Here is a 20437-nt window from a genome sequence, read left to right as displayed (position 1 = left end):
TATGTTCATGTCCTTTTTAATTCTACATGCTAGCTACTCAGTCCTCAATGGTGGATAAGTCACCTGTTGGCAGATCAAGTTCCCATGCCTTCAACACACGGCGCATAATCTTGCCTGAACGAGTCTTCGGCAGTCTTTCTTTGAATTCGATCTCACGCGGTGCAGCGTGAGCGGACAGGCCCTCTTTTACAAACCGATAGATTTCTTCCTTCAGTTCCGGCGTCGCCTCATACCCCTCACGAAGCGCGACAAACGCTTTAATGATCTCTCCGCGTGTCACATCCGGTTTACCGATCACGCCAGCCTCAGCAACCGCTGGGTGCTCTACCAGTTTACTTTCCACTTCAAATGGTCCAATGCGCTCACCTGAAGAGTTGATGACATCGTCGATGCGTCCCTGGAACCAGAAGTATCCGTCTTCGTCCATGTACGCTGAATCCCCGGATACATACCAGCCTGTCAGTCTGAAGTACTCCTCATACTTCGCTGGATTATTCCAGATTTTTTCCATCATCGACGGCCAAGGTGTGCGGATCGCCAGATTCCCCATACTGTATGGAGGGAGCTCTTGTCCACGATCATCGATAATAGCTGCTTCAACACCCGGTAAAGGACGTCCCATGGAACCTGGTTTAATCGGCATACCGGGGTAGTTACAGATTAACTGTGCTCCCGTCTCGGTCATCCACCATGTGTCATGAATTCGTTGACCGTACGCTTTCCAGCCCCAACGTACGACCTCCGGATTCAGCGGTTCCCCTACCGACATGACATGACGCAAGCTACTTAAATCATGTTGGGCAATCGTCTCGTCCCCTGCGCCCATAAGCATACGGAACGCCGTAGGGGCACTGTACCATACACTTACTTTGTTTTTCTCGATTGTGCTATACCAGTCCTGCGGACTAAAACGTCCCCCACGAATCACATTTGTTACCCCGTTAAGCCAAGGGGCGAAAATGCCATACGACGTGCCTGTTACCCAACCTGGATCGGCAGTGCACCAATATATATCATCTTCTCGCAGGTCAAGTACAACTTTACCTGTATAATAATGCTGAATCATCGCATTCTGAACGTGGTACACACCCTTCGGTTTCCCTGTTGAACCCGAGGTGTAATGAATCAACAGTCCATCCTCACGCGTCAGCCATTCTACCTCCATATCATCTGAAGCCACAGACATCTCTGCATCAAAATCAATCAGTCCATCCTCAGACTGTGGGCCGCCACCAACAACAAAAATATGTTTCAGCTCTGGTAATTCGGAACGTTTGATCCGTCCCAGAAGCTCCGGCGTTGTCACAAGCGCTACCGCTCCGCTGTCCTCCAGCCGATCCTTCACCGCCGTTTCCATAAAGGCCTCGAATAAAGGACCCGCTACAGCGCCCACTTTCAAAATTCCCAGCAAACTGAAATACAGCTCAGGACTTCGTGGCATAAAAATAAAAACACGATCTCCTTTAGCTACGCCATATTTACGCAACACATTACCAAAACGACTCGACTGCTCGCTCAAATCTGCGAAAGTGTAAGCTTCCTCACGAGAAGCATCGCTGTAGAGCAAGGCTGTCTTCCCACCTCTGCCTTCCAGGACATGGCGATCAATCGCCTCATGTGCCATATTCACTTTGCCGCTGGCGTGCCACGTAAAGTGCCTTTCTACCGTTTCCCAATCGAACCGGCTTCTTGCTTCTGTATAATCACCCAGATTCGATTCAGACACCACCGTTTGCAGCATCTCATTATGTGCTTGACTCATGCTTGCCAGCCTCCTTCAACTCGACATTTCGATTCCCTTCAGGGTTCATTCGTATTGCCTTTGTGTTGACTGAACTTCCAGTTAGCGCTTACATTAGTAGAGAGAACTTCTCGTCATGTACTTGCCTGACCCAACCGATGCACTCAAACGGTGTTGAATTGTGAACATTTTTTGTCAACGCAATTATAGCAAATTGGATCAAACATCGTCTACGGCTTTTCATTTTTTTGGTTTTTTGCTATAAGTAGGGGGAGAGAGGGGTATGAACCATGGAGCATATCAAGAAGCATCATATACGTTCCATTTTCAAGTCCGACCACCGAATTACGGTTGAGGGGCCCGTGCCCGCTGAACAGATTATGGAATTGACGTTTCACTCCGATCTGGATGCCTTTCGGCGCCCAACAGAGCAACAAGAAGCCATTGCCGAGATTGCAGCCTTACCCGAAGGGCGAATTATAATTGCCCATGAGAATAATATCATCATCGGATACGTTACTTTTCACTACGCAGATGAGTGTGAACGCTGGTCCGAGGGCAACATGACAGACCTGATCGAGCTTGGAGCCATCGAAGTCGCAGACGAGTATCGCTCTCTTGGTGTAGGCCGTGAAATGCTCCTTACTGCGATGCAAGATACGTATATGGAGAACTATATTATTTTCACGACAGAGTATTACTGGCACTGGGACTTGAAAGGCAGCGGACTATCGGTATGGGATTATCGCAAAATGATGGAGCGGCTTATGCAAAACATTGATATGACCTGGTACGCGACAGATGATCCTGAAATCTGCTCCCATCCTGCGAATTGTCTTATGGTTCGGATCGGCAGTCAAGTACCCATGACCTCGGAGGAACAGTTTGACCGTGTCCGCTTTCGTCATCGGTTTATGTATTAAAGAAAAAGATAAAAGGTACGAATCGCGAATTGAATACATAAAAGAACCGCCTTACAGATCATTCTCCATCGTAAACGGAAAATGCATCTGTGAGGCGGTTTATTGGTGTCTCATTTCGGTTTATTCGTGTCTCATTGCGAGTAAGTCACGTTTCTCAAATCACATATGTTCAAGCATGTGCTCAACAATACGATGGGAACGCTGAGAAGACTGCACCGTGAACTCGGCAAAATTCACATGTGCAGAACCGTCTGCCTTGTCAGACATGCTGCGTAGCACAACGAAGGGTACACGGTTCATGTGACATACTTGAGCCACTGCAGCCCCTTCCATCTCTGCACAAGCTCCGTCCATCTCTGTATAGAGCATGTTTACGGTTTCCTTGCTGGCAATAAACTGATCACCCGACAACACCTTGCCAATCCGATATTGAGCGCCCTGCGCCTTGCACGCTTCTTCAGCAAGCGAGATTAACGCAGGCTCTGCCGGGAATGCCGATGTCTCCTGGTACGGTATCACTCCACGTTCGAATCCTAGTGGCGTTACGTCCATGTCGTGCTGCACACACACTGAAGAAATAACCATGTCGCCAATGTTCAATTCGGGATGAACTGCTCCTGCTACACCTGTAAAAATCACTCGATTCACCTGAAAACGATCAATCAGAATCTGCGTAGTTACCGCCGCATTTACTTTCCCTACGCCTGACTTGCATACCACAATCTGCTTGCCAAGCCACTCACCGGCGACATACGTAATCCCTGTCTGCTTCACCGTTTCAAGTTGTTTCATGCCCTGAAGCAGAAGTTCCACTTCCTCATCCATAGCACCCATAATTCCTATCGTTTCACGCACTGTTGTATCCTCCCTGTTCCCGTTCTGTATGTGAGATCATGTCATTACCCAAGCCGTTTTAAGCACAAAAGCTCCGTTTCCGGAGCTCCTGCACAATCAATATCTATGTAGAGAGAATTGAATCTCCCTTTCGCTTACTTAATAAAATAGTCAATTAACCCGCGTGACTTACAGACAGACGAAGAATGGTTTCATGCGGCAAAATCACTCTTGGATTTTCCACATTTTCTTTCTTCATCAGTTTGGTCAGCAAACGCATCGCTACCGCGCCCAGATCATACATCGGCTGTGCAACAGTTGTTAACTGTGGACGCACCATGGAAGCCATACGAATGTTATCCACACTAATGATGGAGAAGTCATCCGGTACTTTCAATCCATCGTCTTGAATGCTGTGAATTGCACCAATCGCCATTTCATCTGTTGCAGCAAAGATCGCAGTCGGTTTTTTCTTGAGTCCAAGGAAGTATTTCATCGCTTCCACACCGGATTCATAACGATAGTTACCGATGCGTACCAGATCCTCTTGATATTCAATACCCGCTGCTTCCAGTGCCTTCTTGTACCCTTGGAAACGTGCAAACCCGTTAGCCGGATCCTGCAACGTTCCACTGATCATCGCGATCTCTTTGTGACCGTGGCGAATGAGTGTGTTGACAGCATCAAACGCAGCTGCTTCATGATCAATATCAACAGAAGGGAATGTGCCCTTCTCATCACTTGTTGCGCACAATACGATTGGAACTGCTGCAGACTGGAACGCTTGAATGTGTTCATCCGTTACCGTACCGCCCATGAAGAGCAGTCCATCCACTTGTTTCTCCAGCAGGGTGTTGATAACACGAATTTCTTTTTCTTTCTTTTTGTCCGCATTACACAGAATGATATTGTAGTGGTACATATTCGCAATATCTTCGATTCCGCGGGCAATCTCCGCAAAGGTGGAGTTCGAAATGTCCGGAATAACGACTCCAACTGTCGTTGTCTTTTTGCTCGCCAGACCACGGGCTACCGCATTCGGACGATATCCGAGTCGTTCAATTGCTTCGTATACTTTTTTCCGCGTTTGCGGTTTGACATTAGGGTTATTGTTGACTACCCGTGATACCGTTGCCATAGACACTCCAGCTTCACGTGCCACATCATAAATGGTTACCGTCACAGTACTTCGCTCCATTACCAGTAAATTTTCATTCCATTTTCATTAAGATTTATATTACGACAAATTATTGCATTAATCAATTAAAATAGGCTCTAGGACTCACTTAAAGTGTTAGCAAGCATCTTACTGGTAATCTCTGAATGGGAAGTATGCCATACTGGATTTCCCTTTTTGACCAAAATAACTTGGGGAGATTCGTGCTTAACACCCAGTCTCTCAGCTGCTTCGTTAGATACCGGACGATCTTCCACCACATAGATGATGCCATATTTCACGCTTTCATTCGGAGAGTTATGCAGATAATCATTCATCTCCTGATAAGCATGTGCGCTGATTGGACAGCGGGTACTATGCTTGAACAGAAGCAAGGGTTGATCCTCCGTCGCCTGCACAGCGGAGTTTAGCTGTTCAATACTTGTCATTTTAGTCATGTCAGCCATTCGTTATACATCCCCCTTAATCAGCAATAACGCCTTGTTGAGCGTTTTCACTCTTCGATATCTTAACAAAAAGTGAGCAAAAAATCCAATTTTCATGAAAACAAGCATTCTACACGTCAAAACTAGACGGCATTTGAGAAATGCGCCTGCCATACAAAACCCGACAACTGTGCCAGTCTGCGCTCCGTATCCTCAATCCACGCCTTGTCTTCCGCTTTGTGTGCGTAGCTCATAATATCGAGCAATAGATTGATTCGTGCCTCTACCGCCTCTTTCATTCGGTATTCCATTTCTTGATCCGTGGCCTCCGGCCAGGCCAGAAGCTGCTCGTGAAGCAGGTCAGCCAGTTCATTCTGTTCCCCAAAAGAGACATCCTGCTTCACGGGCTGTTCACCCAGTTTGCTAATACATTCTGTCAAATCCGGTTTCACCGGCTGCAACACCTCGTATGATACACAGTCTGCACACGCAAAAACAGGTACATTACGAATTTCTACCTTCTTGGCGTATACGACCGTTCTTAATTCCAATTCCATTACATGTCCACATCTGCACGACTTGCGCACAACCATCACCTCATTCGTTCTTTACTCTCTATGTATGTACCATTCGACCTATTTCCGCCTAAATCCTGCTGTAAACTAAAGGTTGCACAAATTACCACTGTCACCAGATGAAGGTTGTCGAATGAAGGCTCGGGTTGGTTTGAAATCGTTCTATCCAGATGAGAACTTGTACTTAAACATACTTAAATTAGGAAGCCAATTAGCAAATCTGGTACAATATAAGACGCGATCTGCCAAATTCATTATCGAAGGAGAGTTCATATATGAGATTATCAGGTCAAAAAGTCATCGCACTGGTTGATGAAGAATTTGAAGATCTGGAGCTGTGGTACCCGGTATACCGCGTCCGTGAAGAAGGTGCCGAAGTGCATCTGGCTGGCGAGCAAAAAGGAAAAACATACGTCGGCAAATATGGTGTTCCTGCTACCGCTGAATACAGTTTCGGTGAGCTCAGCAGTTCCGATTATGATGGAATACTGGTGCCGGGAGGATGGGCTCCAGATAAACTACGGCGCTACCCCAAAGTGCTGGAGCTTGTAAAAGAGATGCATGCAGACCACAAGCCGATCGGGCAAATCTGCCATGCAGGCTGGGTACTCATCTCTGCCAAAATTTTGAACGGAGTCACCGTAACCTCAACGCCAGGCATTCGGGACGACATGGAGAATGCAGGTGCGATATGGAAAGATGAAGCCGTTGTCGTGGATGGGCATATCATCTCCGCTCGTCGTCCACCGGATCTCCCTCCTTATGGAAAAGCTTTCTGTGATGCACTCGCTGCAAAAGCTACCAAATAAAAGCGAGCTAAAACGAAAATAAAGTAAAAACCGCCATGCAATCCTATGCATGGCGGTTTTTATATCTTTTGGAAAAAGTGGTACAAAAGTGAATATATTAATTTAAAGGTATTGCTCGTCTACTAATGCGTGCAGTCAGTTTACTTTAAGATGCGTTTGATCCGCTCTGATCGTCAGGACTGCCGCTCGCATCATTAAATATCTGCAAACGCTGTTCAATTTCACTGCTCGTTCTGAGGGTAAAACACTTGCGTGCCTCCTCCTTCGCATCAGCAGCCGTAGTATTCAAAACTCTATGCTTCACGCGCAGCAAGGATTGCGGAGACATGCTGAGATGACGAATCCCGAGTTCCAGCCATAGCGGAATGGAGCGCTCGTCCCCTGCCATCTCACCACACACACTAACGTCAATCCCAGCCGTATGTGCTGCGTCTACGGTCGCTCGTAGCATACGCAGCACAGCCGGATGATACGGATGATACATATGAGCAATCTGTTCATTCATTCGGTCTACTGCTAGCACATACTGTACCAGATCATTCGTTCCGATACTGAAGAAATCTGCTTCTTCCGCAAGCAGATCTGCAATCATCACGGCAGCAGGGACCTCAATCATGATGCCTACCTGAATATTTGCATCGTAGGCCAAGCCCCGTTCATCCAGATCAGCCATCGCTTCCCGAAGGATTTCGTTGGCTTGTTGCAACTCCTCAACCGATGAGATCATGGGATACATAATTTTCACATTGCCCGCTGCGCTTGCGCGTAGAATGGCCGTCAGCTGCGTTTTGAACAGATCCTTGCGATCCAAACTGATTCGAATGGCTCGATAGCCCAGAAACGGATTATCTTCTTCCGGTAATTCAAAATAATCGAGCTCCTTGTCGCCCCCAATGTCGAGTGTGCGAATCACAACCGCCTGTCCAGCTGTTTTCTCGGCAACAAGCCGGTACACCTCATACTGTTCCTGCTCTCCAGGGAAGGTCGAACGATCCATATACAGGAATTCAGTGCGGAACAAACCTACACCTTTGGCTCCGTGTTTCAAAGCCAGATCAAGCTCCTTCACGGAGCTGATGTTGGAAGCAAGCTTCAGCACAGATCCATCCTTGGTCACCGCATCTACGGTGGCAAGCACCTGCAACTGTTCTTTTTTCTGCATCTCCTTGTTGCGAAGCATCGTGTAACGTTCAATGGTTTTGCGATCCGGGTCTGTGAATACCAACCCATTATCACCGTCAACGACAAGCATGTCCCCTGTTTCGACCGGCATGCCAAGACTCGCTTCCAATCCGGAAACGAGAGGAATCCCGAGTGCACGTGCCATAATGGCCGAGTGAGACGTTTTACCTCCAATAAGCGTAACAATACCCAAAACATAGCTTGGATTTAAATGCGCCAATTGAGACGGTGACAGCTCTTTAGCAACGAGAATGTAAGGTTGTGTATCTGAAGGTAACGTAATCTCAGGTGCACCCAGAAGATGTTTAAGCAGGCGGTTACCGACATCCTTGATATCGATCGCCCGCTCCTTCATATATTCATCTTCCAGAAGGTCAAACATGGTGACAAAGTGGTCTATCGCCTCTTTTACCGCCACCTCTGCCGCCTTATACTGACGCTCAATAATGCCGCGGATCTCATTCATGAAAACCGGATCTTCCAGAATCGCCAGATGCGCATCAAAGATGCTGGATTCCTCAGGTCCTACAACTTCTTTGAACTCATTTTTGATATATTCGATCTCATCCTTCGATGTTCGTATCCCCTCGTACAGCCGTTCGAATTCCTGGGCAAGATCCACCGAATCCATCTTCTGGTCGGGTAGATCCCATTCCCAGCTGGGCAGGACAAATGCTTTGCCGATGGCGATGCCTGCAGCTCCATTGATGCCTTGTATCTTCATTCTACCCCTCCAACGTTCCTGTCATAGAGCACCACGGACATGACGGATGCCTGACCTTTCTTCACTTGCTTGAATGGAGCAAAACTCCATGATTTTACACGATCCGGATTCGTAATGACCATTGGAGTCGTGAGTGACGCAGCTTGTTCACGTAGTACGGCTAGATCAAACTTGATCAGCAGTTGTCCAGGCTCAACCGTATCGCCTTCTTGCACAAACGCTTCAAAATGCCCTTTCAGCTGTGAGGTATCGATCCCGATATGAAGCAGAACCTCCAGTCCCTCTCGTGTAGAAATGCCTAGGGCATGCATCGTCGGATACAAATGCATGATCGTTCCAAAGACAGGCGACACCAGTTCTCCTCGCTCCGGTACAAAAGCAACACCGTCTCCAACGAGCTTGGCTGCAAAAATCTGATCTGGAACTTCCTCAATCGGGAGCATTTTCCCCTGCACAGGTGCTGCGAACAGTACCTGTTGCAAATCCCGTTCCAGCAACTTCGCAATCTCTTCCCGAATCAGTTCGGAATAGGTGCCGAATACAACCTGCACGTTACCACCGCCGAGCTTGATCAGTCCAGCAGAACCCAGATTCTTCATTGCACCCGTATCGATCAACCGATCATCGTGAACCGTCAGACGCAGGCGTGTAATACATGCCTCCACCTGCACGATGTTGCTTTTCCCGCCCAATGCTTCGAGAATCAACGGGGCTTGATAAGGGATATTTCCAACCCAATCTTCCAGCATAGACCCTTCTTCTCGCCCTGGTGTCGGAATTTTGAACGTACGAATCGCCCAGCGGAACAGAAAATAATAGACCAACCCATATAGTATGCCAATCGGAATGAGCTTCCAAGCATTCTCAGACAGATGGAAATTGAGTATGTAATCAATAACGCCAGCCGAGTATGAGAAACCATGCCTTATATCTAGCCAATAACTTAGCCACATAGCCACCCCGGACATCACTGCATGTACGATAAACAGATACGGCGCCGCGAAAAGAAAAGCAAACTCGATCTGCTCGGACACCCCTGTTAAAAAACAAACCAATGCAGAAGTCAGAAACGTTTTTCTGATTTTTGGTTTTAAATCTTCCCTGGCCTCTTGAATAATGGCAAATGCAATCGCAGGGATAGCAAACATCATAATCGGGAAAAGTCCAGCCATAAAAAATCCAGCTGACGGATCACCAGCAAAGAAACGTGGTAAATCCCCTTGCACAATATTGCCACTCGGCGTTTCATAGGTTCCTAGCTGGAACCAGAATACGTTATTCAGCAGATGATGAAGCCCAAAAGCAACCAGCACCCTGTATAACACACCATAGATGAACAATCCGAAACCGCCAAGACTGTATTCCCATGTTGCAATGGAATTCAGGCCATGTTGCAGAACCGGAGCAAGCCATAACATAAAGCAGGAAAAAAGAGCCGAACAGAGTCCGACGATAAGCAAAACAAACCTTGATCCGCCGAAAAATTGCAAGATTTCAGGCAGTTTGATACTTTTGAACCGATTATGCATTCCACCGGCTAACGCACCGAGTATAATTCCAATTAATGATGCAGGTTGCACCGTGCCATCCCCGAAATTTCGGGTAACCTGATCATAGATAACGATACCAGCCAGCGCTGCAAGTCCAGCTTGACCGGCCTGATTGGAGAGCCCCAGCGCCACACCGACAGCGAACAAATACGGCAAAAAATAAAAAATACCGTGTCCGGCCACGGTAGACACATCACCAACAACTCTCATTCCCCAGGCGTCCCAGGGCAGACTGCCCACACTGAGCAAAATGGCAGCAGCGGGCAGGACCATTGTAGGCAGCATAACCGCTCTTCCGAGCTGCTGCAAGGATCCGAGCCAATTCATGGCGACCTCTCCTTTCTATCCTAGATGGTAAGCTTTACACAGCATTTTGTCAAAGCAAAAGCATCATGTTTAACAGGAAAAATCCCGTGTCTTAGAAAAGACGCGGGATGTTCATTACAATCCTGAATTGGATATGCGATGCCAAGAACGAATTCATGACGACAGCATGGCCTCTTAGCCGCGGCCAGCGCCGCGCAGAACGATGGAATCTTCTACCTTGATACAACGATTGGTGACTGCAGTCATGCCGTTCTCTGCCGCAATCTGGACAGCCTCATCGTTATGAATGCCGAGTTGAAGCCATAATACATTGGCCTTGATCGCAGCAGCTTCACGAGCGACTTCCGCGCAGAACTCCTCACGCCGAAAAACATTAACAATATCTACAGGCTCGGGGATATCTGCGAGTGTGGCATACACCTTCTCGCCAAGAATCTCTCCCTGTGCTTGCGGATTAACAGGGATAATGCGGTATCCTCTGCTCTGCATCGCTTCCGCGACCATATACGAGGTACGATCTGATTTGTCCGATAAGCCGACAACAGCGATGTTGCCTGCATTGCGCAAAATGTGTCCAATTTCTTCTCGAGTAGGGTTGTTAAATTCCATGTTCAAGCACCATCCTTTTCTGCTTAACGTGTTAATTTACTCTTTTACCCACTGAACCGAGGCGCCAAGCGCCTGCAAATGATCAAAATATTGCGGATATGACTTGGCTACATGGTGTGCATCCCGAATTCGGATAGGCTGCTTGGCTCGCAGACCCACGACAGTAAGCGCCATAATGACACGGTGGTCATAGTGAGCATTAATCTCTACCCCGCCCTCGACACCTTCCGGACGCCCGTGTACGATAATCTCAGCCTGACGCTCTTCGACGTTCGCTCCGGCCTTGCGGAGTTCATTTAAATAATCCGTAATTCGGTCACATTCCTTGTAACGCAGGTTCTCTACATTATAAAACCGTGACGTCCCTTCCGCAAATACTGCTGCCGCTACCATAGCCAATACGGCGTCCGTAGCCGCATCTCCGTCGAATTCAACCGCCTTCAATCGGCCATTTCCTTGAACATGAACCACATCATTCTCATGAGTGAGCGGCACTTCCATCATACGCAACACATCGACGATGGCACGTTCCCCTTGCTTGCTCTGCTCCATCAGCCTGAGAATTTTCACATCAGACTGTGTAACTGCTGCGGCAGCAAGTACGGCAGCCGAGCCAGGGTAATCCCCTTGCACAGTATACGTTGTTGGCTTGTATGCCTGTCCGCCAGGTACACGGAAGGACATGTAATCATCGCTTGCGTGGATGATGATCCCTGCTTGTTCAAGAACCTCCAGCGTCTGACCGATGACCACTTTGGATTTCAAATCATTCAGAACCTCAATTGTGCTGTCTTCAGCAAGCAACGGAGTAACAAACAGCAAGGCGCTCAAATACTGAGAGCTTACAGAACCAGACACGCGAATATGTCCGCCTTTGGCCTGACCGCCTTTAATTGTAATCGGCAGTCGTCCTTGCTGATGCTCTACCTGTACCCCCATTTGACCAAGTGCATCAATCAAATCATCATGCGGCCGTTTACCCAGTGAATCAGGGTATGTATTCACAAAAGTTACCTCAGGGCATAGTGCGGTAACCCCCATCAGGAAACGAAGTACTGCCCCGGCATTGCCTACGTTTAATTCACGTACATCACGGGGGTGGCTTCCGAAACCTTGAATGACGATTTTGCTGTCGTCTTCTTCCAGCACAGCGCCCAGATCGCGAATACATCTGCGCATCGCATCGCTGTCCTCACTATGTGCCGGAAAATGAATCGTGCTTGTTCCTTCCGCCAGCGCAGCGGCCAGCAGGTAACGGGTGGTGTAGTTTTTGGAGGACAAAGCTCCGATTTCCCCGTTCAAATTAGGGGTAGGGTTAACAATAACGTCCATGGATGATATTCTCCTTTTATTGATTGTAATAGTGAAGCTGCATAAATGGTTTTAGTGAGTCTCTGTAAGGCCAAATTGACATCCCCTGGTTCCCTTGGGTATCATTATAGGCGTTAAGTCCATATAGAAAAGAGGACCTGAATATGACACAAATCGCAGAAATTCAACCATCCGAGCTACGTCGCCGTTTACAAGCGGGGGAGAAGCTACAGATGATAGACGTCCGCGAGGACGAAGAGGTCGCGCAAGGCATGATTGCCGGTGCCAAACATATTCCACTGGGACAGATTCCAGATCGCTTGTCGGAGATTGATAAGTCCGGTGAGATCGTGATCATCTGCCGTAGCGGTTATCGCAGTGAACGAGCTTGTGAATATCTGCAACAGCTTGGATACAACGGCTGTACCAATATGGTCGGCGGTATGCTGGAGTGGCAACAAGAAGATTAAAAAGTTAGGGCCATTGTTATCGCTGGCGAACCTTTCAAAGTGTTAATTTCCAATGGAGCACACACTCTGCCTTTCCCAAAACGGGCCCACATGGCCCGTTTTTCAATCTTCCTCTCTCGTTCAACTTCGATGATAACAAGCTTAGACGCGGTAATGCGCTAAAATTAAATGAGTCACTTCGGCCGCAGACAACGCAGTAGTATCCACCGTGTAATCCGCAAAACGATATGCATCTTTGCGTTCTTCCATTATCGTGCGAATGCGTTCCTCGGCATTACCTGCAAGTAGTGGACGGTTATCACACCCGCTCACACGTTCCACAATGACCTCAGGGTCTGCGGTTAGGGCAACAACCCAGCCATTCGCTGACATCGATTCACAGTTGTCCGTACGAAGTACGACCCCGCCTCCAGTTGCAATGACCTGTCCTTCGTTTTTAAGGACCGTGCACAACACCCGGTTCTCTACGTCACGAAAGTACGCTTCTCCCTTGCCCGAAAACAATTCCGGGATGGTACAGCCTTCCTCCTGTTCAACCGCGGCATCCACATCGATTAACCGGTATCCCAGCTCATGAGAAAGCATATCAGCAACAGTTGATTTGCCCGTTCCCATCATGCCAATGAGAATAATATTTTTAGACTTGCTCAAGGTGTACACTCCTTTAATTCAAGCATTTCGTGAGCACTTTTGTCCTATCATAACACAGCCCTGCGAACGGGGGAAGGCCATGCTTGTACCAAGCTTCCTTTCGAGCCACGACCGTATATACTGTCCCTCCTCTCCCAATGATCTTCATTCATTAATGTTACTCAACAGACTTTTAGTTTCTCTTATCGTATGAAAAAAGAGGAACCTGGTGGTTGTCGGTTTAAATCGATCCTCCAAGTCCCTCTTTACATGCTATGATTCGAATACTACTCCATCCAGTTGTGATGGAAGCTTCCTTCTTTGTCGACACGTTTGAATGTGTGTGCGCCGAAGTAGTCACGTTGTGCTTGCAGCAAGTTTGCCGGCAAACGTTCTGTACGGTAGCTGTCGTAGTAAGACAACGCGCTGGAGAAGCCTGGTACCGGAATACCTTGTTTCACCGCAACGGCTACCACTTCACGCCATGCATCCTGGTAGGATTCCACGATGTTTTGGAAGTATGGATCAAGGAGCAGGTTTTTCAGGGCTGCATCTTTGTCGTATGCTTCCTTGATGTTTTGCAGGAACTGTGAACGGATAATGCAACCCCCGCGGAAGATCATCGCGATGTTGCCGTATTTCAGATCCCAGCCATATTCGTCAGATGCGGCACGCATCTGTGCGAAGCCTTGAGCGTAAGATACGATTTTACTTGCGAACAGCGCTTTGCGCACGCTCTCGATGAACGCTTTTTTGTCACCGGAGAACGCTTCTGCCTTAGGTCCGCTCAGGATTTTACTTGCAGCGATACGCTCGTCTTTCATCGCCGACAAGAAACGGGAGAATACGGATTCCGTAATCATGGACAGTGGTACGCCGAGATCAAGCGCGCTCTGGCTTGTCCATTTGCCTGTTCCTTTTTGTCCAGCGGCATCCAGAATAACATCAACCATTGGTTTGCCTGTTTCTGGATCGTATTTGGAGAAGATATCCGCTGTGATCTCGATCAGGTAGCTGTCGAGTTCGCCTTGGTTCCACTCTGTGAAAATTTGATGCAATTCCTCTACCGATACATTCAGTACCGATTTCAGCAGGTGATAGGCTTCACCAATCAATTGCATGTCACCGTATTCGATACCGTTATGCACCATTTTAACGTAGTGTCCGGCACCGTCTGGTCCGATATATGTACAACATGGGTCGTCACCGACTTTGGCCGAGATCGCCGTCAGGATCGGTTCCACCAGTTTATAAGCACTTTCTTGTCCGCCTGGCATAATGGAAGGTCCTTTCAGTGCACCTTCTTCACCGCCAGATACGCCTGTACCGATAAAGCGAATGCCTTTGTCTTCCAGTTCTTTGCTGCGGCGAACCGTGTCAGGGAAATAGGCATTTCCGCCGTCGATGATGATGTCGCCCTCATCCAAATGAGGAAGCAATTGCTCGATAGTAGCATCTGTAGCTTTACCTGCTTGTACCATGATCAGAATTTTGCGCGGGGATTCCAGGGAGGCTACGAATTCTTCAATGGAGAATGCACCTGTCAGGTTTCTACCCTCGGCTTCTTTCAGCAGGTCATGTGTCTTCTCTGGGGAACGGTTGAATACCGATACTGAAAATCCTCTGCTTTCAATATTAAAGGCCAAATTTTTACCCATGACTGCCAGGCCGATTACGCCGATTTGTTGTTTTGTCATCTGGTCCTCCATCCTTTACTCCAATTAATTTTATTGAAAAAAAATCTCAACAATACACCCATTTTAACGGTTTTATGTATGAAAGTGAACCCTCCACCCGAGCAGGATAGCGGGAAATCGCTGTAATCAGCAAAGGTGTTCATCGTATTTTCATAAAATACGTTATTATAGTAAGAGTAATGAATCACCATCAGAGTGGAGGAACTTGTGAATGAGCTATGAGCAGCTTTCAAACGAAGAACGGTTTTCACTGGATATCCGTAGAACTTTTCTTTTGGGAACGTATATGAATGAATGGGGTATGCCTGAGAGCAGAATCGTACTTTCTAAAACAGAGCGCAACGTCCATGTGGAAATCTATTATTTCCCTGCAACGTCGCAATCAGAGATCTCCCGATTTGTTACTGTAGGTTTATCTCAAGCTATCCGACCTTCGGGGGAACAAGTCTCCGCAGAGTGGATGCTTGCGCTACCTTCCGATTTAGGCGGTGTAAGTGTAGAACGTGTCAACACCTACTTGGCAGATATCATTACGCATCATATCGAAAATGCTCCAGATTCGGATATCCCGCGTGTGATGAAATCAAGTACGCTAGCACCCACAGAATGGAATGCGACTGCCTTACTTATTGACGAATTGCGGGGAGAAAAGGAAGCTCTCGAACTTATTCAAATTGGTCAGGAGACAGTCCCTCTGTTGTGGGTCATTCCGATCACCCCAGATGAGGCAGATCTAATCCTGGAACAAGGGATTGTGGAATTTGATACTCATGTAGACAGTTCGGACTATTCCATTATTGATCCTCAGCGTCCGTAGACGAGCGGAAAAGTACAAGTCCAGAGATTCAGAATCCAAAACTAACATTCCCTCTACATATCAAGGGGCCGCCCCTAGTCCGTTAATGACCTTTGGGAACAGCCCCTTTCAACAAAAACGATGCTCAAACACGCTTTGTCTCATCCTTCCAGCATCAGCAGATGCCCGGACAATCGCTGCAGTGCTTCACGGCAGGCATTGGCCTTCTCTGTATTATCGATCTGTACAGCATTATACAGGCGCTCCAGTTCATCATCGATCTCCATACGCAGCAGCATCAGCCGTTCTTCGCCTTCGCGCGAGAGGAACATTTCTTCCATCTCTTCCGCCGTAGGCGCAGGTTCTTTTTGAAAAATAACCCGTTGCTTAAATCCCGACACTTCCACCAGACGAATGACTTCACCAAACAGAATATTCTCCACCGTCATTTGCTGATCTTTGAAGCGTTTCACCACAGCATGCCCGCGTGTATCGCCAATCAGTTTCTCCAACCACTCTGCGAGCTTGGCATCCTTGATCAGATAATCTCCTGTCATTTTATAGTTCCCACTGCGTGTTTGTTGAAAACGGAGCTTTACCAGCTTACGTCCGGTGCGGACTGACAGGATAAAGAAGGATTCGTCCTCGCTCCAATATAGTGAATACCCCTCACGAATTAGGTCTTTGATTAGATTTTGGATATGCCGACGGTTGAACCGCAGCTCCAGATTGCAATATTCAACTTCATAACTCTTGTTCACGGCACTCCCTCCATCTGTACCGGATCTGCTCCGGCCTCATGTTTCAAGCGCTTGTGTTACATCGGCTTACCCTATTTTATACTTCATTTTATGTAAGGGTACTTGGTTATTTGACTATTTTTCACGGAATACGAATCTGAATTGAAGCTTTCCGCAGGTGCACAGGGGCAAGCCCCCGGAAATTCACCGTATAACGGACGCGAAAGGAAAAGGCTGTTAATTTTCTAAAGGCACAGAAAAATTCCGAATTTCTTCTGCTCCAATCGTACAAGTGTCGAAATCATGATCATTGTGTTGTGTAGCTGAGATATCTCACTTCGTTTGCACTAATTGACACCTCCCAGGCATCACGACAAAATCAAAAAAAGAAGATCCTCAACCCTGATCAGGGTCTAGGGATCTCCTAGTTTACTATCCTTCATCTATCCAGTAGGTGCGGTACGGTAAGGCTTGCGCGCCAAGACAAAGTGAACGACGAAAAGTCCTGCCATCACAATAGCGCTCGCGATAAACGGGGCCGGATGACTGATGTGATCCCACAACAACCCCGACACAATCGGACCTACAACCATACCCGAGCCTTGCAAAGTAAGGAAAAATCCCCAAATTGCCCCGCGCTCCCCTTCTGGAATCAGTGTGGCAACAAATGCATTCCAAGCCGGAAGAATCATCGCATAACTGACGCCGACAAGCATTACAATGCCAAAAACAACAGGAATGGCTGTCACTGTCGAGAAAACAAACAAACTTGCTGCCGCCATTAAAAACCCGATATTCAGGAACGGCTTCGTGCCGAACTTGTCCACCATTTTGCCAACAGGAAGCAGTGCAACGACGGTAATTCCTCCTCCTGCAATGAGCAACAGGCTGTACAGATTCGGTGAGATATTCAGATCTGTTCGTGTATACAGCGTAATGACAGGGCTAAGAAGACCAATCACAAACGACTGCATAAACAGCGCAGGATAGACCAGCGGATTAACGTTGAGTGTGCTACGCACCCGGTGTAATGTACGCTTTACGCTCTGTTGTAACCGAATAAACGGAGTAAGAAGATTCGGCTTGGCTGGATATTTCTGATTTGCAGACATTCGGTCTTCTCTAGCATCTCCTGCTCCTGTTGCTTGTTCCCCCTGAGCCACAACGCGGCCCGGAAGAATCATAGCGACCAGAATGACCAGAATCGCACATCCCATCAGAACTAGGAAGATTGTACGGTAATCATGATCGGTCCGCTCCAGTAGCCAGTTCATGCCAACAGGCCCGAGCCCCGTGCCTCCCAAAGCCGCCATTTCCAGCGCACCCATCGCTGTTCCATTTTTATTCTGCGGGCCTGACATTGCAGTTACTCCCGTCATTGCGCAGGGCCACAGGGGTGACGTGCCGATTCCGAGAATGAGACAAGCCATAGATAGTCCAACTGCACTTTTGAGAAAAAGAATCATGATCACGGCAATCAAAGTACAGATCAGAGCCGTTACCATCGTGGCGCGGAAACCGATTCGTTCTGCTGCCCAGCCTGAAGGGGCTCTGAACAGATTATCCCCCAGATATTGAAGAGCAAATGCTACGCCGATAACGCCAGCAGACAACCCCAGAATATTGTCCATATATACGGGGAGAACGGCGACCAGCAGTGCCCCCTTGATGATCTCCACTAGAAAAAGTGTCAGCCACATCGCAATAAAAAAAGGCGATCTTAAGATCTTGGCTGGTTTGATGTCGGTTTGCATTCTTTTTCCCCTTTCAAGGTTCATTTACCGTTCCTCTACACATAGTGTAACCGGGGGCATGACAAGCAAATCTCACCAATTCAAAAATTTGTCGTTCATACCGCTTGCATTCAGTGCTTATTTTGCTATACTCATCTTTGTTTACCATTTTACTTAGGAAGGGTTGTGACAGCACTGATGAATCACCACCGTACGCCGCTGTTTACCGCTTTGAAAGATCACGCGGCACTCAATCCCGTACAGTTTCATATTCCGGGACATAAAAAAGGATTGGGAGCGGATACCGAATTCCGTGAATTTATAGGCGATAACGCCTTCTCCATAGATTTAATCAATATCGCACCACTCGATGACCTGCATCAACCCACAGCTGTCATTCGGGAAGCACAGATGCTTGCCGCAGATGCCTTTGGAGCCGATTATACCTATTTTAGTGTACAGGGTACAAGCAGTGCGATTATGACGATGATTCTATCGGTATGCGGACCTGGGGACAAAATTATCGTACCCCGCAACGTACACAAATCTGTCCTGTCTGCCATTATTTTCTCAGGAGCCAAACCTGTATTTGTTTCTCCTGCACAGGATGTTAACCTTGGCATCGATCACGGTGTAACCATCCAATCGATCCGTCGTGCCCTTGAGCGCCATCCGGATGCCAAAGCTTTATTGGTCATTAACCCGACCTATTACGGTGTATGTACAGACCTGAAGTCCATCGTAGAGCTGGCTCACAGCTATCAAGTGCCTGTTCTGGTGGACGAAGCACACGGGGTACTCATTCATTTCCATGAGGATCTGCCGCTGTCTGCAATGGCCGCTGGAGCCGATATGGCTGCTACAAGTGTGCACAAGCTTGGTGGTTCGATGACACAGAGCTCTGTGCTGAATCTGAATACCAAGAACGGGTATGTCAACCCACAACGTGTACAGACCATTCTCAGCCTGCTGACATCCACATCCACGTCATACGTATTGCTTGCATCGCTGGACACCTCCAGACGCAACCTGGCGCTCCATGGTCATGAGATTGCGCAAAAGGCGATTGATCTTGCTGAGTTTGCAAGGCGTACAATCAATGACATTGATGGCTTATACTGTTTCGGAAAAGAACTGTTAGGCACAGAAGCCACTTTCAATTATGACCCAACGAAAGTCACGATTCATGTGCGCCATCTCGGCATTACAGGCTACGAAACCGAGAACTGGCTGCGTGAGCATTATAATATCGAAGTAGAGCTTAGCGACATGTACAATATTCTGTGCCTTATCACGCCAGGTGATACAGATGACAGCGTGAATATCTTGCTTAATGCGCTACAGGATTTGTCCCGTACTTATTATCAGGTCAATCCGGCGCATGAACTGGTTGTCAAAGTGCCAGACATCCCTCAGCTGATGCTGACCCCGCGTGATGCTTTTTACGGAGATACTGAGGTCATTCCTTTTAAGGAATCCGCTGGACGCATTATCTCGGAGTTCATTTATGTGTACCCGCCAGGTATTCCGATCCTGCTTCCGGGCGAGGTCATTACGCAAGAAAACATCGATTATATCATTGATCATGTTGAGGTTGGACTGCCCGTTAAAGGACCCGAAGACCGTAGCGTTACGAACGTCAAAGTCATCGTGGAAGCTGACGCCATTTTCTAGAATGGCATTCAGGTCTGAGACAGCTTGAACAGAAAAGGACTGGGTCTACCACCTGGTCCTTTTTGATTTTCATTTTTGGTGACTCTCCGTCTCCGCACCAGCCTGACAATCCAAAGCAACAACAAAAGACCCCCTGAAATTCAAGGAGCCTTCATGTTATATTCCAAAAGATTGACTATTCTTGGGAAGCAACCAGTTCGTTGTATGCCGCTTCAACACGGTTCCACTCTGCTTCATCTTCAATATTGTACAGCACCATTTCCTCGTCTTCTTCTTCCATACGCAGGATGATGCCGTCAGCTTCAGGATTGTTGCGTTCCAGCAGAAGTGCATAAACGTGATCTTGCACGTCAAATGTTTCTACCAGAACCATTTCCACGTCTTGTCCGTTCTCATCAGTCAATGTGAGAAGGATCTCTTCGTGTTCATGATCGTGGTCGTGACCGCAACCGCAATTATCTCCATGCTCGTGTTTGTGATCGCTCATTGTAATACCTCGCTTCATTAATA

General features: G+C 47.7%; 19 protein-coding genes. 5 read left to right on the top strand and 14 right to left on the bottom strand.

Annotation, left to right across the window (positions count from 1 at the left end; translation table 11 throughout):
- Window positions 1-37: 37 nt before the first annotated feature.
- Window positions 38-1762, bottom strand: coding sequence for an acetate--CoA ligase (acsA, locus tag J2T16_RS12030; protein ID WP_336120343.1), 1725 nt, complete (start codon window positions 1760-1762; stop codon window positions 38-40).
- 269 nt (window positions 1763-2031) lie between these two features.
- On the opposite strand from acsA, the gene J2T16_RS12025 reads away from it, so the two are divergent.
- On the top strand, window positions 2032-2664 hold the full coding sequence (locus J2T16_RS12025) for a GNAT family N-acetyltransferase (RefSeq protein ID WP_145331936.1): 633 nt from the start codon (window positions 2032-2034) through the stop codon (window positions 2662-2664).
- A 159-nt stretch (window positions 2665-2823) separates the two neighbouring features.
- Here the strand turns inward: J2T16_RS12025 and J2T16_RS12020 are convergent, their stop codons facing one another.
- From J2T16_RS12020 to J2T16_RS12005, 4 genes are all read right to left on the bottom strand, one after another.
- Window positions 2824-3498: a 5'-methylthioadenosine/adenosylhomocysteine nucleosidase gene (locus tag J2T16_RS12020; RefSeq protein ID WP_154958055.1), complete on the bottom strand. Its 675-nt coding sequence runs from the start codon at window positions 3496-3498 to the stop codon at window positions 2824-2826.
- A gap of 175 nt (window positions 3499-3673) precedes the next feature.
- Window positions 3674-4681, bottom strand: a complete 1008-nt coding sequence (ccpA, locus tag J2T16_RS12015; RefSeq protein ID WP_090923671.1) for a catabolite control protein A — start codon at window positions 4679-4681, stop codon at window positions 3674-3676.
- 92 nt (window positions 4682-4773) lie between these two features.
- Window positions 4774-5121, bottom strand: coding sequence for a bacillithiol system redox-active protein YtxJ (ytxJ, locus tag J2T16_RS12010; RefSeq protein WP_090923672.1), 348 nt, complete (start codon window positions 5119-5121; stop codon window positions 4774-4776).
- A 122-nt stretch (window positions 5122-5243) separates the two neighbouring features.
- A complete protein-coding gene (locus J2T16_RS12005; protein ID WP_154957727.1) occupies window positions 5244-5657 on the bottom strand; it encodes a hypothetical protein in 414 nt (137 codons plus the stop codon).
- Between the two features lie 293 nt (window positions 5658-5950).
- Here J2T16_RS12005 and J2T16_RS12000 point away from each other — a divergent pair, with 293 nt between their 5' ends.
- On the top strand, window positions 5951-6484 hold the full coding sequence (locus tag J2T16_RS12000) for a type 1 glutamine amidotransferase domain-containing protein (RefSeq protein WP_221789036.1): 534 nt from the start codon (window positions 5951-5953) through the stop codon (window positions 6482-6484).
- A gap of 145 nt (window positions 6485-6629) precedes the next feature.
- Here the strand turns inward: J2T16_RS12000 and ptsP are convergent, their stop codons facing one another.
- The 4 genes from ptsP to aroA all read right to left on the bottom strand — a co-directional run bounded on the left by ptsP (window position 6630) and on the right by aroA (window position 12208).
- Window positions 6630-8390: a phosphoenolpyruvate--protein phosphotransferase gene (ptsP, locus tag J2T16_RS11995; RefSeq protein WP_090923675.1), complete on the bottom strand. Its 1761-nt coding sequence runs from the start codon at window positions 8388-8390 to the stop codon at window positions 6630-6632.
- Window positions 8387-10267, bottom strand: a complete 1881-nt coding sequence (locus tag J2T16_RS11990) for a glucose PTS transporter subunit IIA (RefSeq protein ID WP_154957729.1) — start codon at window positions 10265-10267, stop codon at window positions 8387-8389. Before J2T16_RS11990 ends, ptsP begins: the two co-directional genes overlap by 4 nt.
- 174 nt (window positions 10268-10441) lie before the next feature.
- Window positions 10442-10876, bottom strand: coding sequence for a CoA-binding protein (locus J2T16_RS11985; RefSeq protein ID WP_090923677.1), 435 nt, complete (start codon window positions 10874-10876; stop codon window positions 10442-10444).
- 36 nt (window positions 10877-10912) lie between these two features.
- Entirely contained in the window at window positions 10913-12208 is a 1296-nt protein-coding gene (gene aroA / locus J2T16_RS11980; RefSeq protein WP_154888272.1) for a 3-phosphoshikimate 1-carboxyvinyltransferase, read from the bottom strand.
- A gap of 143 nt (window positions 12209-12351) precedes the next feature.
- Here aroA and J2T16_RS11975 point away from each other — a divergent pair, with 143 nt between their 5' ends.
- Window positions 12352-12657: a rhodanese-like domain-containing protein gene (locus J2T16_RS11975; protein WP_221789033.1), complete on the top strand. Its 306-nt coding sequence runs from the start codon at window positions 12352-12354 to the stop codon at window positions 12655-12657.
- Between the two features lie 141 nt (window positions 12658-12798).
- Here the strand turns inward: J2T16_RS11975 and J2T16_RS11970 are convergent, their stop codons facing one another.
- Together J2T16_RS11970 and gnd are read right to left on the bottom strand one after the other, a co-directional pair.
- Entirely contained in the window at window positions 12799-13308 is a 510-nt protein-coding gene (locus tag J2T16_RS11970) for a shikimate kinase (RefSeq protein WP_260510921.1), read from the bottom strand.
- A gap of 266 nt (window positions 13309-13574) precedes the next feature.
- Window positions 13575-14984 (bottom strand): NADP-dependent phosphogluconate dehydrogenase, encoded by a 1410-nt coding sequence (gene gnd, locus J2T16_RS11965; RefSeq protein ID WP_221789032.1) that lies wholly within the window; start codon window positions 14982-14984, stop codon window positions 13575-13577.
- Between the two features lie 211 nt (window positions 14985-15195).
- On the opposite strand from gnd, the gene J2T16_RS11960 reads away from it, so the two are divergent.
- On the top strand, window positions 15196-15801 hold the full coding sequence (locus J2T16_RS11960; RefSeq protein WP_221789031.1) for a suppressor of fused domain protein: 606 nt from the start codon (window positions 15196-15198) through the stop codon (window positions 15799-15801).
- Between the two features lie 140 nt (window positions 15802-15941).
- Here J2T16_RS11960 and J2T16_RS11955 read toward each other — a convergent pair whose 3' ends face one another.
- The gene (locus J2T16_RS11955) at window positions 15942-16541 is read right to left on the bottom strand and encodes a YkzI domain-containing protein (protein WP_090923682.1); all 600 of its coding nucleotides are present in this window, start codon (window positions 16539-16541) and stop codon (window positions 15942-15944) included.
- 422 nt (window positions 16542-16963) lie between these two features.
- The gene (locus J2T16_RS11950; RefSeq protein WP_221789030.1) at window positions 16964-18274 is read right to left on the bottom strand and encodes an MFS transporter; all 1311 of its coding nucleotides are present in this window, start codon (window positions 18272-18274) and stop codon (window positions 16964-16966) included.
- 177 nt (window positions 18275-18451) lie between these two features.
- On the opposite strand from J2T16_RS11950, the gene J2T16_RS11945 reads away from it, so the two are divergent.
- Window positions 18452-19927 carry an aminotransferase class I/II-fold pyridoxal phosphate-dependent enzyme gene (locus J2T16_RS11945; RefSeq protein WP_090923785.1) on the top strand — a complete coding sequence of 492 codons (1476 nt, stop codon included), beginning with the start codon at window positions 18452-18454 and terminating at the stop codon, window positions 19925-19927.
- A gap of 175 nt (window positions 19928-20102) precedes the next feature.
- Here the strand turns inward: J2T16_RS11945 and J2T16_RS11940 are convergent, their stop codons facing one another.
- Window positions 20103-20414: a DUF1292 domain-containing protein gene (locus J2T16_RS11940; protein WP_221789029.1), complete on the bottom strand. Its 312-nt coding sequence runs from the start codon at window positions 20412-20414 to the stop codon at window positions 20103-20105.
- Window positions 20415-20437 lie beyond the last annotated feature (23 nt).

The sequence above is a fragment of the Paenibacillus intestini genome, from assembly GCF_030803945.1.
Taxonomy (GTDB): Bacteria; Bacillota; Bacilli; order Paenibacillales; family Paenibacillaceae; genus Paenibacillus; species Paenibacillus polysaccharolyticus.
This window is presented reverse-complemented; position numbering and strand designations above follow the sequence as displayed.